Origin of the sequence: Clostridium collagenovorans DSM 3089, assembly GCF_900130005.1 — a bacterium.
Lineage (GTDB): Bacteria > Bacillota > Clostridia > Clostridiales > Clostridiaceae > Clostridium_D > Clostridium_D collagenovorans.
Genome location: NZ_FQXP01000007.1, coordinates 148,281 through 163,709, shown reverse-complemented (window position 1 = coordinate 163,709; position 15,429 = coordinate 148,281). Strand labels below are relative to the sequence as shown.

The window sequence follows — 15,429 nt, the reverse complement described above, 5'->3', positions numbered from 1 at the left end:
TTTATTAAGATTAAAATAGAAAAAATTCACGCTTAATATTCTTAGGAAAAAATAAAATAGAAGTTACATATAAAAATAGTGTATAGCCTTAACCATCAATATAGATTGGTTAAGGTTATTTTTGTATATGGAAATAAAGCATCTAAAATACATTTAATAATTATATTGTAAATATTTATAATAAAAGTTACAATATTCATAATAGAAAGTGTGATTAAGGAAAAATAATACTGATATTTGCCAATGGTGTAGTGCATATATAATCATTTCTTTTCATACTGAACTCTATTATGAAATGTAAACTTAACTGGGGGTGTAGCAATGAACAAATGTAAATTCAAATCAATTACGACTGATCACATACCTGCAATGACTAACTTGCTAATAGAAAGACAAAGCCTTGAGAGTAAGGTATATCCATTTTTGAAAAACAGCTGTCTTAATGTAAAGTATGTTACAGAGATGTTTGAGGAATTATTCGATGATAGTAAAATAGTGGGTATAGGGGCATTTTCTAATGAGGAATTAGTAGGTTATCTAATAGCAGAAATAGAGAATGATACTCGAAGAGGTAGATGTGCATGGGTTCCATATGAGGGAATAGCAATTAGAAAAGATCAATCATCTGAACTTATAAGAAAGCTTTATGCAGAGGTTTCAGCTCTTTGGCTTGAACAAGGTTGTTTCAATCAATATACTTTAGTACCACTTGGAAATCAAGAATACTTTGATGCTTTCATGAACTTAAGCTTTTCTATTCAACAAGTACATGCAGTAATGAATATGGAAGATTACAAGCCTTTTGAAAGTGTAGCAGATATAGATATTAGACTTGCCAATGAAGCTGATAGTGAAGCTATGGGCAGAATGTCAAAAATAATTCAATATTATCAAGGTTCAGCACCAACTTTTGAACTTGTATTACCTGAGTTTGTGACACGAATAAAATCAGGATATGAGGGTATAGTACAGGATGAAGATTCAACAGTTCTTATTGCAACAAAGGATTCAAAGGAAGTAGGATTCCAAGTATATGGGACTATTGATTCAGATTTGATGACACCTGATAATGGGGCAGAGCTAAGCATTGCAGGTACGTATACTTCTGAAATGGGAAGTGGTATCGGTAAAAGCTTAATGAATGAAGGTTATAAGCTTATGAAGGAAAAAGAATATGACAACATAATTATAGACTGGAGAGTAACAAATCTTGCTTCTTCAACATTTTGGCCTAAATGCGGATTTAAACCTATAGCTTACAGAATGTTTAGAGCTATCGACAATAATATAGCATGGGCAAACCCTTGTAATCCAAGTATTAATCAATTATAGAAAAAACAATGTAACTCATGGATACGAAAAAAGAAAGCAAGTGTTACGTTACAGATAAAAATACTTTATAACCTTAGGATTCCATATAAGTTTCCTAAGGTTGTTTTTATATGTGAAAACACTAGAATTATAAGCAAGCTTGTATTTATAAATTATCAGAAGCATTTTTCAAGTAATGAAGGGATTCAAAATACACGCAATGGAGTTTCAATAGAATCCAAAATACCATCACAATATATTAAAATGGAAAGATAAATTATGTGAGTGGGTTAAAGTGTAATCTTTGTGAAGAATTCTAATAAAAGAGATCACAAATCTGCTTGATTACATTAATTTGATTATATGGTAATATAATGATGAGAGAGTCCATATAGGTTAAAATGAAGATAGGACTTTGAAGGAGGTGATAAGATGTTTGGACAAGAAAAGAAGAAAAAACGATTCGTTATTAAAGAGGAAGAATTCTTGGGATTGGGTGCAGTGTATATTGTCGTAGATACTACAACAGGAGTTAATTATTTGACTACTGTTGGAACTGGCATGAATGGAATGACACCATTATTAGATTCACAAGGGAAAGTAGTAATTGATAGATAAAATTCAATTTATATTCAGAGCACATTTATTACCTTATAGTTGGCTTTATAAATCCAAGAGTTATTTTGTTGCAGCATGCCTTATACCTATTTTAAGCTTAATTATTGGATGCATATTTAATGGCTTTGTATTATCAATTGTGATGGTTATTATTGAAGTTGTTTTTACAATTAGCTTAACCCTTGAAATAAGAGGGTTAAATCTTCAGAAAACAAATATAAGATAATGAAGGTTGTTTTTGAAGAGAATAATCAAGGAAGAAAGTTAAAAAGAAACATGTAATATATAACTGGGTGTATAGATGAAGATATTAATGTTACAACATTGTCACCTAAAAGTAATATTAAATCGAATCTAGTAAGGTGTGTATAAGATAAAATATTTATGAGGTGATAAGGATGAATGAAGTATTAAAGATTAAGAGCGTTGAAAAATATTATGGAAACAAGGGAAATATAGTTAAGGCTATTGATGATATAAGCTTTACTGTGGAAAAAGGTGAATTTGTAGGGGTAATGGGACCATCTGGCTCTGGTAAGACTACATTATTAAATTTAGTAGCTACAATTGATGATGTAAGTTCAGGAAATATTTATTTAGATGGCAAGGATATTACAGAAATAGATTCAAAGAGTATAGCTAAGTTTAGAAGAGAAAATCTGGGTTTTATATTTCAAGATTTTAATTTACTAGATACATTGACCATTCATGAAAATATAGCATTAGCACTTACAATAAATAAGACAAAGAAAAGTGACATAGATAATAAAGTATTAACTGTGGCTAAGAAATTGGGCATAGAAGACTTGCTTTCAAAATATCCATATGAAGTTTCAGGTGGACAAAAGCAAAGAACAGCTTGTGCAAGAGCATTAGTAACTAATCCTAAGCTTATATTAGCAGATGAACCAACAGGATCATTAGATTCAAAATCTGCTCAAATGTTAATAGAGATGATATCAAATTTAAATAAAGACTTAACTACAACTATTTTGATGGTAACGCATGACTCCTTTACAGCTAGTTATTGTAATAGAATATTGTTTATAAAAGACGGAAAGATATTCACAGAGTTAGTGAAAGGTGAATATACAAGACGCCAATTCTTTAATAAAATATTAGATGTTGTGGCATTGTTAGGTGGTGACCTTAGGGATGTACGCTAAACTAGCAATAACTAATGCGAAAAAATCTATTAAAGATTATGCCATATATTTCATAACAATTACCTTATGTGTAAGTTTATTTTACGCCTTTATGTCATTATCAAGCTCTAGCTATGAACTAATAACAGAGGATTCATATAACTTTGAAATGTTAAAGCGTATAATGGAATATACAACATATGTAATAACTGCCTTATTAACCATATTAGTTGGGTATGTAAATAGATATGTAGTGAAAAGAAGACAGAGAGAATTTGCAACATATATATTGCTAGGAACAGAGCAGAAAAATGTTGCGTTGATGTTTTTTATAGAAACATTAGTAATTGGAAGTATGGCTATTTTCTTAGGAATAATAATTGGAACATTATTTTCTCAAGTAGTTACAGCATTAATATTATTAACTGCAAAGCAAGAAGTAAGTTTTAATTTTAAATTATATATAGATACAGTTGTAATAACTTTTATATTCTTTTTATCTATGTTTTGTATTATTGGTGTAAATAATATAAGAGTACTTAGAAAATTAAAGCTTATTAATATGCTTAATGCAGAAAAGAAATCAGAGTTTCAATTTAAAAGAAGTGGTAAGGTATATGGAGTAATCTTCATTTTAGCAGTTACTTTATATAGTATTTGTGGATACTGTACAGCATCACTTATGAAAATTGCTAATGAAAGTACAAATAAAGTTGCGTCAATGGGCAATGAAGTTATGCTTACCTTCATAGCGCTAGTAAGCTTTATTTTAGCAACATATGCTCTATTTTATTCTTTAGCTTATATAGTAATTTGTGTTAAAGAAAGATGGACTACCTTTAAGTATGAAGGTACAAATTTATTTTTGATTGGAACCATAGTATCAAAGCTTAAAACAGCACCTATATTAATGGCAACAATATCTATAGCATTCTTTGGAGCTGCTGTTAGCTTTATTTTAACTTTAATAATGTCACAATGGAGCCTTGGGTATTTAGATTATAGAGCTCCTTACGATATTGATATATCCACCAATTATAATATTGATGAAAAACGAAGATATGAAAGCATAGATGAAATTCCATCATATAACTATGAAGAGATTATTAGCTACTTAAATAAAGATGATAACTTAGAAGAATATTGTGTAGTTGATAATTACTTTATAAAACCAGAAGATTTTAATATAACAGATAAATGGAGCAGACCTTTAAATGTGGTTAAATTGAGTCAGTTTAATAAGGCTCGTTCAATGTTAGGATATAAAGAAATTACATTAGAAAAGGATGAATTTACAACTCATTGGGTAAAAGCTATAGATCAAAGTCAGATAGATAATTTTATAAAAGAGAATGGTAAGATTGATATAGGGGGTAAAGAGTTAAAACTAAGCTCAAATAGTTTTTATAAAGAAAGTTTAGGTGAAGGAATATTTAACTTATTTACAGATACTCTAATTGTAGCTCCAGATGAAGTTTGTAATAATCTAACATTAGCTACATCAAATTTAATAGCAAATTTGAAGCAGGATTTAAGGTATGAAGAAGGTATAGAATTTGAAAATGACATCCTTCCAAATTGGTATGCTGAAAACAATAAGGATATAATTAAAAAGTATAATAAAGGCAATACTGATTATTCTAAAGAAATAATAGGGGTAAATATAAAATCAGTAGAAACTAGTGAAATATTAAATGCAACTTTAGGCATGAGGATATTAGGGATATATTTAGGTGTAGTTCTACTTATGATTAGTTTAACAGTTTTAGCACTTCAGCAATTAGCAGATTCAATTGAGCATAAAGAAAGATTCAACGTCCTAAGGAAGTTAGGAGTTGAAGAATGTAATATTAACAAAATAGTATTAAAACAAATATCCATTTACTTTATAGTACCTATTTCTATAGCTATAGTAGGAGTTGTAGTATTTGTATGTAATTACTTTAAAATTATAGAGACACAGATAGCCTTTTATGTAGGCGATAAAGTTTTTATAGCTAATATTGTATTAGCGGTTACTTTGTTACTAATTATCTATATAGCTTATTTTTTAGGAACCTACTATACTTTTAAAAGAAATATTAATAATCATTAATACTATAGGAATTAATAGTAATTTTTAAAATTTAAGCTTATATTGTAGAAATTAAAATTTTAAAAATAAAAAATGTAACTTCCAATTGCAAGGTGGGTTAATAAAAAATAGTTCTGTAAATGGTTATAGGGCTATTTTTTATTTTTATGTTATAGTAAGATGTTTCTTTAGTTTTAGATTAAAGGCTTAAGTATAGATAGAGATTCTTTTATGGATTTCTATCTATTTTTATTTTATAAAGGATATCACATATTAGCTATGTAAGTGTAAAGCATTTCAATTATGAGTAGAAATAAGAAGTGATTTTAGGGGTATATAAAAATTAGTTATAAAGATATATAACATGTTACTTTAAAAGAATATATGGATAACTTTGAGAATGATTTTAACTAAAAATATTCATGGAATTAGTTGACAAACAATACTATACATCATATAGTATTATACATAATAAAATATTATACAGAGGAAAATCGAGGTGTAATTATGGCTTTTCAACTAGGGGCAGCTTTGTTAGATGCATGTGTTTTATCGGTTCTATCAAGAGAGGATACATATGGATATGTTCTCACACAAAATGTAAGGCAAATAATGTCCATATCAGAATCAACATTGTATCCTGTTTTAAGAAGATTACAAAAGGATGAATGTTTGACAACTTACGATCAAGCCTATCAAGGAAGAAATAGGCGATATTATAAAATAACAGAAAAGGGCAAAGCAGTTTTAAGTGAGTATTTAAGGGAATGGGATGAGTATAAAGATAATGTAGATAAAGTTCTATTAGGCAGGGGGATTTAAGATGAGAAAAGAAAATTTCATTAGAGAATTGGAACACAGGATAAGAAGATTACCTAGGGATGAAGTTAGAAATATAATAGCTTATTACGAAGATTATTTTGCAGATGCTGATAAACCAGAGGAAGAGGTTATAAGGGAATTAGGAAATCCTTCAACTATTTCTTCTCAAATATTATCTGACTATGCATTCAATGATGATTTTGTAAAGGATAAAAAGGGTGTAGGAAAGAATAAGGTTATACTAACTATTCTTGCAGTATTTGCAGCTCCAATAGCATTACCATTAGGAATTGCAGCATTAGCTATATTATTTGCTTTAGGAATAGTTATATTTGCACTAGTAATGAGTTTTGTAGTAGTTGCAGCAGCATTTGGTATTTCGGGAATAGCTATTTTAGTAGCAGGCATAATGGTAGTATTTCAAGGAACTGCAACAGCTATATTTTATATGGGAATAGGAATTGTTTTGATTGGTATAGGTATATTAGCATTTGAAGGTATAAGAACTTTAGTACCAAGGATAAGATTATTTACAAATGGAGTAATGAGAGTATTTCTAGATAAAGTAAATAAGAGGGGGAGAAGCTAATGTACAGAAAAAAGAAGTTGGTAAGGTTAGCAGGTCTATTAATTGTATCAGGTCTGATTCTATCTATAATTGGATTTGTTAGTGGTGGTAATAAGGATATACTATGGAAAGATGGGAAGCTTACCATAGGGAATAGTGAAAAAGTACAAGTGAATAGAGATTTAGATAAGTTTACAGATATGGATTTGAATCTTAGTTTTAGTGATATAGAAGTAATTAAATCAGATAAGTATGCCATAGAATTAAACTACTTTGGAGATGTAAATGATATAGAATTTAAGGTTGAGAATGAAAAACTAATAGTTACAGATGAAGGTAAATCAGGTTTAAGGTTTAATATAAATTTAAATTTATCAGCTTCAGATAGTATAGTTAAGGTTTATGTTCCACAGGATGCAGAATTTAATAATTTAAATATAAGTAGCTCAAGTGGAAGCATTAAGCTTAATGAAATAAATTCAAAAAAGACTAATTTAAGCTGTGATTTTGGTAATGTTAATATAGAGAATTTAACTAGTGATTCAATAGAAATTGAAGCTAAAAGTGGTAAGGTAAAAGGGAAAAATATAAAAGCTAAGGACTTTATATCAAAATCAGATTTTGGAGATATAGTATTAGAAAATGTAGAGACAGAACTTATGAAAACTAATGCTAAGTCAGGAGAGGTAAGCTTAAATAATGTCGTTACTGATAAATTTATATCGGAGTCAGATTTCGGAGGAATTAAGGGAGTAAAGATAGATTCAAATGAACTTCTAGTTGTAGCAAAGTCTGGTGATATCAATTTAGATGGTACATTTAGGGGAAGCAATGTTATAAAGAATAATTTTGGTGATACAACTATAAAAACAGCATTACCTAAAAATGATTATTCGTATAATATAGATATGAGTTTTGGAAGCTGTAATATAGATGGAAAGAAATTTGATGGTGATTATAAGAATGAAAATAATTCAGCTAGCAATAAATTTGAAGTTGAATGTAAAAGTGGGGATTTCAAGTTAGAATAGTATAGAGGTTTAGACATCACGTAGTGGTGTCTTTTTTATATGTAGCAGAGTTATATTTAGTTTTAGTTAGTCTGATATAATAGTAGATTTTATAAAATAAAGGTTGTAATAAAATAAGCCATGAGCAGAATAGGTCAAGAAAGTTATGATGTGATATGGATAATTCAAAGGTAAGTTTAGCATAATATACCGGTTTAATTCCTATGTCCACTATTGTATAATTTATAGAAAAGTTAACTTTAAAGATGAAGGTTTGAGGGGGCTTACCTATGGAATCTGTAAAAGAGAGAGAAACAATAAATGGTATAGAAGAGATAAAGGAATTAGAAAAACAAAGGGTTTTAGAAGAGCAAGAACATAAAAAAGAAAAAGGGTATATTACTATTAATGCAAAGTTTAATATGGTTTTGGCAATATCAATAGCATGAACTTTATTATCTATATACTTATCATTACCGTGGATAAAAGAATTAAAAGATGTTACTAATTTATTTATAGCAGTATTCATAATAGGGGGGATAGCTTATGTACCTGGGTTTATGAATGCTTTTTTAGTTTCTAGTATATTATTTGATAAACAGCCTAGGGTAAAGGATGAGAGTCCTATTGATGAGGTAACAGTGTTAGTTGCTGCATATAATGAGGAAGCTGGTATATATGAGACTTTAAGATATATTAAGGAACAGGACTATAGAGGTAAAATCAAAGTAATTGTAATAAATAACAATTCTAATGATAATACGGTGAAAGAAGTATATAGAGCAAAAGGTGGGTTAGGGATAGATGTAATTTGTATAGATGAGGCAAATCCAGGAAAGTTTAATGCGCTAAATAAGGGCATTAAATTTACTAAGACTGAATATGTTTTGACCTTGGATGCAGATACCTTATTACATAAGCAAGCGATTAGAAGGCTTGTGGCTAGAATGAATAGTGCTCCTATTGAAATAGCTGCTGTTGCTGGAAGTGTATTAGTTAGAAACAGTAGAGATAACTTACTATCAAAGTTACAGGAATGGGATTATTTCTTAAGCATATCCTCAATAAAGAGGATGCAAGGTATGTTTCAAGGTACATTAGTTGCACAAGGTGCATTCAGTATATATAAAACTGACATAGTAAAATCTATTGGGGGTTGGTCTGATGCTATAGGAGAAGATATTGTGCTTACGTGGAATATGCTTTCAAAGAATTACAAGGTATACTTTGAACCTTTAGCAATAGCCTTTACAGAAGCACCTATTGGATTAACACATTTTATACGTCAACGTTCGAGATGGGCTAGAGGTATGATTGAAGGTTTGAGAGCTATCAAGCCTTGGCATCAACCGAATAAATATTATAAGGTCTTGACAGGGATTGATTTATTAATACCATATATGGATTTTTCATATACAGTATTCTTTATTCCAGGATGTATATTAGCGTTATTCGGATATTATTATATAGTTGGACCTATGCTCATATTAGTATTACCGGTTACTATAGCAAGTTTTACGATATTGTTTTTATATCAAAAGAAAAAGGTTTTTGATTTATTAAACTTAAAAATAAGAAAACATTATTTAGCATTTATTGTGTTTTTATTAGGATATCAACTGCTAATCTCTCCAGTATCATTATATGGATATATACAAGAGATGTTTAATATGAAGAGAGTATGGAAGTAAATAAGTAAACACTCAGATAATCTTATGTGATTTATACAAAAATCTCTTTGGTAATATAATTATTATCTTTGAGAAAGTTACATAACCCTATGTAGTTTATACAAAACTTAAGTACAAGCTATATAGGGTTTATTTTATATTGAAGGAAATAGTCTTTGATGAATTTAATTATTTTATATAGATAATTAATTAAGACAAAAGAAAGCTTAAAAAGTCGGAATTTTAACCTTTGATAATGGTAAAATTAGATTAATGAATTGCAAGGAGGGGAAAAATTATGGAATGGATTGAGAGTATTAGTAAAGCTATTATTTATATTGAAGAAAATATTACTGAGGATTTATCAATTAAGGAAATTGCGGATAAGGTGAATGTTTCTACTTTTTATTTTCAAAAGGGATTTGGAATGTTATGTGGATATTCACTAAGTGACTACATTAAGAAAAGAAGGCTTGCACTTGCTGGTAGCGAGATTTTATCTACTAATGAAAAAATAATAGATATTGCAATAAAGTATGGATATGATTCACCAGACAGTTTTACTAAAGCTTTTACAAGATTTCATGGGGTTACACCATCCGCAGTTCGTAAAGAGGGTGCAATGATAAAGTCATTCGTTGCTCTTAAAATTAGATTTTCCTTAGAAGGGGGATATATTATGGATTATAAAATAGTTGAGAAGGATGCATTTAAGATTGGAGGGGTATCTAAGATATTTAAATATGAATCAGCATTCGTGGACATACCATCATTCTGGAATGAGCACATTTCACAAGGAACATTAAAAGAGGTATGTGGAAAGTATGGTGTTAATATTGATGAGGAAATGAGTGGAAACGAATTTGAGTATCTTATTGCAGGGGATTATTCTGGGGATAAAGAAGAGATAGAGGGATATGTGGTTAAAACAATTCCTAAGTTTACTTGGGCTATTTTCCCTTGTTATGGCCCAGGTCCATCAGCAATTCAAGAGACCAATAAGAAAATATTTTCAGAGTGGTTACCAAACTGTAGAGATTACGAAATTGCTGCGGGGTATAATATAGAAATGTATAATGATCCAGTTAACTATAAAGATGGAATTTTAGATGAAAATTATTATAGTGAAATTTGGATTCCAGTAAAGAAAAAGTAATTATGAATGAGAAGATAAATAGAATTTATCAAAATTCAGTTTATTTAAAAGATATTAATTTAAAATATAAAAAACTATATAGGATTGTATAATATAAGTGAAAGTCTAAATCTTAAGGGATATCGTAAATCCTTGATTTGGTAGGTGGAATTTCATGAGAATTACGGGGCTCATAAAGTAATTATGGTAACTACAAGAATATAAATCAATGTGATAAATATTCTGACTTACAGAGGATAAAACTTATAGAAAATATTATGAAAATTAGCGTTGTATGTAAAATAGAATTAAAAAGGTTGCAATTAACTAAAGACTATGTTATTATAAAATAGTAGCAAAGTACAAATTTGCTAACAAAAAAAGTTTCATTTAGGTAAATAGTTTCTCGAACATTAGAGATTATTATATCAATTTAGAATCTTTAATTTTAGGAGGAATATTTATGTCAGATAAAACATTAGTATGTAGAGATTGTGGAAGTGAATTCGTATTTTCAGTAGGAGAACAAGAATTCTACAAAGAAAAAGGATTTGAAAATGAGCCAACAAGATGTGTATCTTGTAGAAGAGCTAAGAAAGATCAAAATAGAAGATAATTTTAGAATTTTGAAGGCTGTAGTTTAAACTACAGCCTTTTTTAAGTGTATTTAGAATTTTATTTATATTTGATAAGAAACATAACATACAAATTTAAAATACCAGTGGATATTGATTTAGAAAGGTACTTTGATACCGTAAACAATGATAAGCTAATAGGAGTAGTTTATAAAGAGGTTGAAGATATAAGGGTAATTTTGTTAATAAGGAAATTTTTAATTTTGTAGATTAAACTTACTCATATGATTTAAGAAGAAGGAATTATATAATCAGATTATAGTCTTAGCCGTAGGGGGTACTTGGTTAAGGCTATTTTTTATAAGTAAAAATATAATTTTTAAAGTATAAGTAAAATGTATAAGGTACAATGAAAACCTTTGAAATTAACCTTGTATAGTATAGTCAGAGAAATGAGATACTAAAGGCAAGAGGTGATTTTATGGAATCAGTATGGAGTGAAAGTTGTAGAATTAGAAAAAGGGAAGTTTTAAGTAAAAATATAAAAACTGATATTTTAATTATTGGTGCAGGAATAACAGGTATATTAACAGCATATATGTTAAAACAAAAGGGGAAAGATGTAATTTTAATTGATGCAGCTGAGGTAGCTAGTGGTAATACAAAGAATACTACTGCAAAGATAACATCTCAACATGGTTTAATTTATCATAAATTAATATCAGAATTTGGGGAAGAAAAGGCTAGACAATATGCAAAAGCAAATGAACTTGCTATAAAAAAATATAAAGAAATTATTGAAGAAAGAAAAATAGAGTGTGATTTTGAAGAAAAATCAGCATATATATATTCTTTGAATGACATAGAGAGTATTAAAGAGGAGGTAAGAGCGGCTAATAAAATTGGCATTAATGCTGAATTTGTAGAGAAGATTAAGCTTCCATTTGAAATAAAGGGTGCTATTAGGTTTAGTAATCAAGCACAATTTAATCCTCTTAAATTTTTAAAGGATATTGCAAAGGATCTAATTATTTATGAAAATACTAGAGCAATAGAAATTAAAGAAAATTTAGTAATTACAAACAATGGAAATATAATGGCGAACCATATAGTAGTTGCAACACATTATCCAATAATGAATACACCAGGATATTATTTTTTAAGGATGCATCAAGAAAGAGCACATGTTATAGCCTTAGAAAATGTAAGGGATATTGATGGAATGTATATAGATGCTAATAATGATGGTTACTCTTTTAGAAATTATAAGGATTTATTATTGTTAGGAGGCGTAAAGCAAAGAACTGGAGAGAATGAAGAGGGTGGAAATTATAATAAGTTAAGAGAAGCTGCTAAGAAGTTGTATCCAAAAGCAAAGGAAAAATACTATTGGTCAGCTCAAGACTGTATGACTATAGACGGTATACCTTACATAGGAAAATATTCTGATGAAACACCTAATACATATGTTGCCACGGGATTTAATAAATGGGGAATGACAAGTTCAATGGTGTCAGCCATGATAATATCAGATATGATATTAGAAAATAAAAATGATTTTTCAGATATATTTTCTCCTAAAAGATTTGATTTATCATTATCAATAAATAATATTGCTAAAGATATTAGCGAAACGGCTAAAAACTTTATTGCACAAAAAATATATATACCTAGCAGTAAAATAGAACATATTAAAAATGGTCATGCAGGAATTGTTGAATATAATGGAGAAAAGGTTGGAGTTTATAAAAATAATGAAGGAAGGGAATTTGTTGTATCAACAAAATGTAGCCATTTAGGATGTCAACTTAATTGGAATGCAGATGAATTAACATGGGATTGTCCATGTCATGGCTCAAGATTTGATTATAAGGGACGACTAATAGGAAGTCCTGCAACTAAAGATCTTATATAGATTAGTAAATATATATTTTATTAGGCAAAAAGAAGTACAAAAATCCATAGTACTATTGACTAAAAAAGAAATCAATAGTACTATGGATACATACCGAACGAAAGTATGTAACGGAGGATAATATGGCAAGAAATAAAAATCCAGAGATTACAATAAATCGTATTTTAGATACTTCTATGGAGCTTTTTTTAAAAAAGGGCTATGATAATACAACTATTCAGGATATTGTAGATGAGCTAGGGGATTTAAGTAAGGGTGCAATTTATCACCATTTTAAATCAAAGGAAGAAATACTAGAGGCTGTAATACCTAGAATCTTTGCGGGTTCAGGTGAAGATGCTTTAGATTTAAGTAAAGATACTAGTTTAAATGGATTAGAAAAGTTAAAAAGAGCATTACTTAAGTCATTAAAAAATCCAGCACAAGAAAAGTTAGTTAAAGCAGCGCCTAATTTAATGAAGAACCCAAGGATTTTAACTCAACAGATTTTTGATGTTGTAGAGGAAATTGTTCCACTTCTTATAGAACCTTTAATAAGAGAAGGTGTAGAAGATGGCTCTATAAATACTAAAAATCCAAAGGAACTTGCGGAGAGTTTTCTTATACTAATGAATGTGTGGATGAATCCGTCAATATTCTTTGTAAGCAAAGAGGAATTTAAAAGTAAATTTGAATTTTTAAAAGAAATGTTAATAGGGGTAGGACTACCTATATTAAATGAAGAGTTCTATGATGTAATGGAAATGTATCGTAGTATAATTGAAGATAGTAAAAAGTAACTGCCATGTCGGCAGTTTAATTTTAAAGCTATACATACCAAACGAATGTATGTAATATTTATAAGGGGGACAATATGGGAAATAACACAAAACTTTTAAACAAAAACTTTATGATAATGGTGATAGGGCAGATAATTTCTCTTTTTGGAAATGCAATTTTAAGATTTGCTTTACCATTATATCTCTTAGAGGAGACTGGATCAGCTGCATTATTTGGATTAGTATCAGCGTGCTCTTTCATTCCTATGATTATCTTAACTCCATTTGGTGGAATTATAGCAGATAGAGTTAATAAAAAATATATTATGGTGGCATTAGATTTTGTTACAGCCTTAGTGATGGTGACTTTTACGATTTTTATTGGAAAGACAAACTTAGTTTTTTTAATAATTATAACTTTAATGATTTTATATGGAATACAGGGAGCATACCAGCCATCAGTTCAAGCTAGTTTACCTTTTTTAGTAGATAAAGAAAACTTACTAAAGGGAAATGCAATTATTAATCAGGTTAGTGCTTTAGCGAATTTAATTGGGCCAATAATAGGTGGGCTTTTATACGGGGTATATGGATTACTACCAATATTAATAGCGAGCATAGTATGTTTTATTTTAGCTGTAATTATGGAAATGATTATGAAAATACCTTATGTGAAGAATGAGAGCAAATCAAGTATGATTGCTATAGTAAAAGATGATATAAAGACAAGTGTAAGTTTTATTATTAAAGAAAAGCCAGTGCTTTTTAAAACTATTATTATAATTTCGCTTTTCAATTTGTTTCTAACCTCGATGATAATAATAGGAATACCAGTTATTATTACAACTACTTTGAATATGTCTAGTCAAGCTTATGGCATAACTCAAGGGGTAATCGCCTTAGGGGGATTATGTGGTGGTATTCTAATAGGATTATTATTTAAAAATTTAAAAATATCTACTAGTTATAGAATTTTATTTTGGGATATACTAGCGCTAATTCCTATGGGATTAACTCTTATGTTTGAAATGCCAGTGAATATTTCATATGTTGTTATTACTGTTTGTTGCTTTTTTATTATGACTATATCCACTGTATTTAGCATTCAAATGATAACCTTTATACAAGGTGAAACACCAGGAAATTTAATTGGTAAGGTAATATCAATTTGTTTAGCTATAGGTATGTGTGCTCAACCTATTGGACAAGTATTCTATGGGTATGTTTTTGAGGTTTTAAAGAATGATATTTCATTAATAATTTTTGGAGCATTTTTAGCTGGGGGAATAATAGTAATAATATCAAAAAAGGTTTTTAGTAAATTAGAAGATTGTGAAAAGATATCAATAGAGCAAGTATAAATTCAAATGAGAATTTAAATAATGAGAGGCTGTAATATTTACAAGAAGAGCATTGAAAATCTATTAAAGGTTATATCTCAACTTATGAAAGGGATTAAGTTTACATTTGATGGAACAGGTTTTTTAGGTGCGGATACAAGAGAGACAAATTTCAGTAATGCAGATTTAAGAGAAGCAGTTTTTCTGACACAAGGACAAATTAATGCAGCTAAGGGTAATAGAAATACAAAACTACCACAATATTTAGATTATCCAGTAACATGGAAATAATAATTGAGTAAAAGTAAGGAGTGCATGAGGTGTACTCTTTATTTTTTATAACAAATATAGAAAAAATATAACTGAGAGGATTATGTTAATATATAGATAAAAGAAAAATAATTTTATTCATAATAGTTACGGATAGAAATATAATAAACAAATGACGTTTTTATAGGGTTAATTCAAGTTGATTAATGCTTTTTAAT

General features: G+C 28.9%; 16 protein-coding genes. All 16 read left to right on the top strand.

Annotated features, from left to right (window positions below):
- Positions 1-321 precede the first annotated feature (321 nt).
- The 16 genes from BUA48_RS10190 to BUA48_RS10120 all read left to right on the top strand — a co-directional run bounded on the left by BUA48_RS10190 (position 322) and on the right by BUA48_RS10120 (position 15,232).
- Positions 322-1,332 (top strand): GNAT family N-acetyltransferase, encoded by a 1,011-nt coding sequence (locus BUA48_RS10190; protein WP_072831957.1) that lies wholly within the window; start codon positions 322-324, stop codon positions 1,330-1,332.
- Positions 1,333-1,743: 411 nt separating this feature from the next.
- Positions 1,744-1,929, top strand: a complete 186-nt coding sequence (locus tag BUA48_RS10185) for a DUF6440 family protein (protein WP_072831956.1) — start codon at positions 1,744-1,746, stop codon at positions 1,927-1,929.
- A complete protein-coding gene (locus tag BUA48_RS10180) occupies positions 1,919-2,155 on the top strand; it encodes a DUF7010 family protein (RefSeq protein ID WP_072831955.1) in 237 nt (78 codons plus the stop codon). The genes BUA48_RS10185 and BUA48_RS10180 overlap by 11 nt, the downstream gene beginning before the upstream one ends.
- Positions 2,156-2,327: 172 nt before the next feature.
- On the top strand, positions 2,328-3,095 hold the full coding sequence (locus BUA48_RS10175) for an ABC transporter ATP-binding protein (RefSeq protein WP_072831954.1): 768 nt from the start codon (positions 2,328-2,330) through the stop codon (positions 3,093-3,095).
- On the top strand, positions 3,085-5,169 hold the full coding sequence (locus tag BUA48_RS10170) for an FtsX-like permease family protein (RefSeq protein WP_072831953.1): 2,085 nt from the start codon (positions 3,085-3,087) through the stop codon (positions 5,167-5,169). Before BUA48_RS10175 ends, BUA48_RS10170 begins: the two co-directional genes overlap by 11 nt.
- Before the next feature lie 486 nt (positions 5,170-5,655).
- Complete coding sequence (locus BUA48_RS10165) at positions 5,656-5,970, top strand: PadR family transcriptional regulator (RefSeq protein ID WP_072831952.1); 315 nt, start codon at positions 5,656-5,658, stop codon at positions 5,968-5,970.
- A gap of 1 nt (position 5,971) precedes the next feature.
- Positions 5,972-6,559: a DUF1700 domain-containing protein gene (locus BUA48_RS10160; RefSeq protein ID WP_072831951.1), complete on the top strand. Its 588-nt coding sequence runs from the start codon at positions 5,972-5,974 to the stop codon at positions 6,557-6,559.
- Entirely contained in the window at positions 6,559-7,569 is a 1,011-nt protein-coding gene (locus tag BUA48_RS10155) for a DUF4097 family beta strand repeat-containing protein (RefSeq protein ID WP_072831950.1), read from the top strand. Before BUA48_RS10160 ends, BUA48_RS10155 begins: the two co-directional genes overlap by 1 nt.
- 269 nt (positions 7,570-7,838) lie before the next feature.
- Positions 7,839-7,997 carry a hypothetical protein gene (locus BUA48_RS15825; RefSeq protein WP_242944335.1) on the top strand — a complete coding sequence of 53 codons (159 nt, stop codon included), beginning with the start codon at positions 7,839-7,841 and terminating at the stop codon, positions 7,995-7,997.
- 111 nt (positions 7,998-8,108) lie between these two features.
- Positions 8,109-9,239 (top strand): glycosyltransferase family 2 protein, encoded by a 1,131-nt coding sequence (locus BUA48_RS10150; RefSeq protein WP_242944334.1) that lies wholly within the window; start codon positions 8,109-8,111, stop codon positions 9,237-9,239.
- Positions 9,240-9,516: 277 nt separating this feature from the next.
- Positions 9,517-10,374 (top strand): AraC family transcriptional regulator, encoded by an 858-nt coding sequence (locus BUA48_RS10145; RefSeq protein WP_072831949.1) that lies wholly within the window; start codon positions 9,517-9,519, stop codon positions 10,372-10,374.
- Positions 10,375-10,816: 442 nt separating this feature from the next.
- Positions 10,817-10,969, top strand: a complete 153-nt coding sequence (locus BUA48_RS10140) for a zinc-ribbon domain-containing protein (protein WP_072831948.1) — start codon at positions 10,817-10,819, stop codon at positions 10,967-10,969.
- Between the two features lie 440 nt (positions 10,970-11,409).
- Positions 11,410-12,843, top strand: coding sequence for an FAD-dependent oxidoreductase (locus BUA48_RS10135; RefSeq protein ID WP_072831947.1), 1,434 nt, complete (start codon positions 11,410-11,412; stop codon positions 12,841-12,843).
- Between the two features lie 122 nt (positions 12,844-12,965).
- Positions 12,966-13,622, top strand: coding sequence for a TetR/AcrR family transcriptional regulator (locus BUA48_RS10130; protein WP_072831946.1), 657 nt, complete (start codon positions 12,966-12,968; stop codon positions 13,620-13,622).
- A 74-nt stretch (positions 13,623-13,696) separates the two neighbouring features.
- On the top strand, positions 13,697-14,962 hold the full coding sequence (locus tag BUA48_RS10125; protein WP_072831945.1) for an MFS transporter: 1,266 nt from the start codon (positions 13,697-13,699) through the stop codon (positions 14,960-14,962).
- Positions 14,963-14,983: 21 nt separating this feature from the next.
- Entirely contained in the window at positions 14,984-15,232 is a 249-nt protein-coding gene (locus BUA48_RS10120) for a pentapeptide repeat-containing protein (RefSeq protein WP_072831944.1), read from the top strand.
- Positions 15,233-15,429: the final 197 nt, after the last annotated feature.

Coding starts and splice junctions, on each gene's coding strand:
- BUA48_RS10160 (WP_072831951.1), top strand. CDS start 5,972: ATGAGAAAAGAAAATTTCATTAGAGAATTGGAACACAGGATAAGAAGA.
- BUA48_RS10135 (WP_072831947.1), top strand. CDS start 11,410: ATGGAATCAGTATGGAGTGAAAGTTGTAGAATTAGAAAAAGGGAAGTT.
- BUA48_RS10190 (WP_072831957.1), top strand. CDS start 322: ATGAACAAATGTAAATTCAAATCAATTACGACTGATCACATACCTGCA.
- BUA48_RS10145 (WP_072831949.1), top strand. CDS start 9,517: ATGGAATGGATTGAGAGTATTAGTAAAGCTATTATTTATATTGAAGAA.
- BUA48_RS15825 (WP_242944335.1), top strand. CDS start 7,839: ATGGAATCTGTAAAAGAGAGAGAAACAATAAATGGTATAGAAGAGATA.
- BUA48_RS10140 (WP_072831948.1), top strand. CDS start 10,817: ATGTCAGATAAAACATTAGTATGTAGAGATTGTGGAAGTGAATTCGTA.
- BUA48_RS10150 (WP_242944334.1), top strand. CDS start 8,109: ATGAATGCTTTTTTAGTTTCTAGTATATTATTTGATAAACAGCCTAGG.
- BUA48_RS10155 (WP_072831950.1), top strand. CDS start 6,559: ATGTACAGAAAAAAGAAGTTGGTAAGGTTAGCAGGTCTATTAATTGTA.
- BUA48_RS10185 (WP_072831956.1), top strand. CDS start 1,744: ATGTTTGGACAAGAAAAGAAGAAAAAACGATTCGTTATTAAAGAGGAA.
- BUA48_RS10125 (WP_072831945.1), top strand. CDS start 13,697: ATGGGAAATAACACAAAACTTTTAAACAAAAACTTTATGATAATGGTG.
- BUA48_RS10120 (WP_072831944.1), top strand. CDS start 14,984: ATGAGAGGCTGTAATATTTACAAGAAGAGCATTGAAAATCTATTAAAG.
- BUA48_RS10130 (WP_072831946.1), top strand. CDS start 12,966: ATGGCAAGAAATAAAAATCCAGAGATTACAATAAATCGTATTTTAGAT.
- BUA48_RS10175 (WP_072831954.1), top strand. CDS start 2,328: ATGAATGAAGTATTAAAGATTAAGAGCGTTGAAAAATATTATGGAAAC.
- BUA48_RS10170 (WP_072831953.1), top strand. CDS start 3,085: ATGTACGCTAAACTAGCAATAACTAATGCGAAAAAATCTATTAAAGAT.
- BUA48_RS10165 (WP_072831952.1), top strand. CDS start 5,656: ATGGCTTTTCAACTAGGGGCAGCTTTGTTAGATGCATGTGTTTTATCG.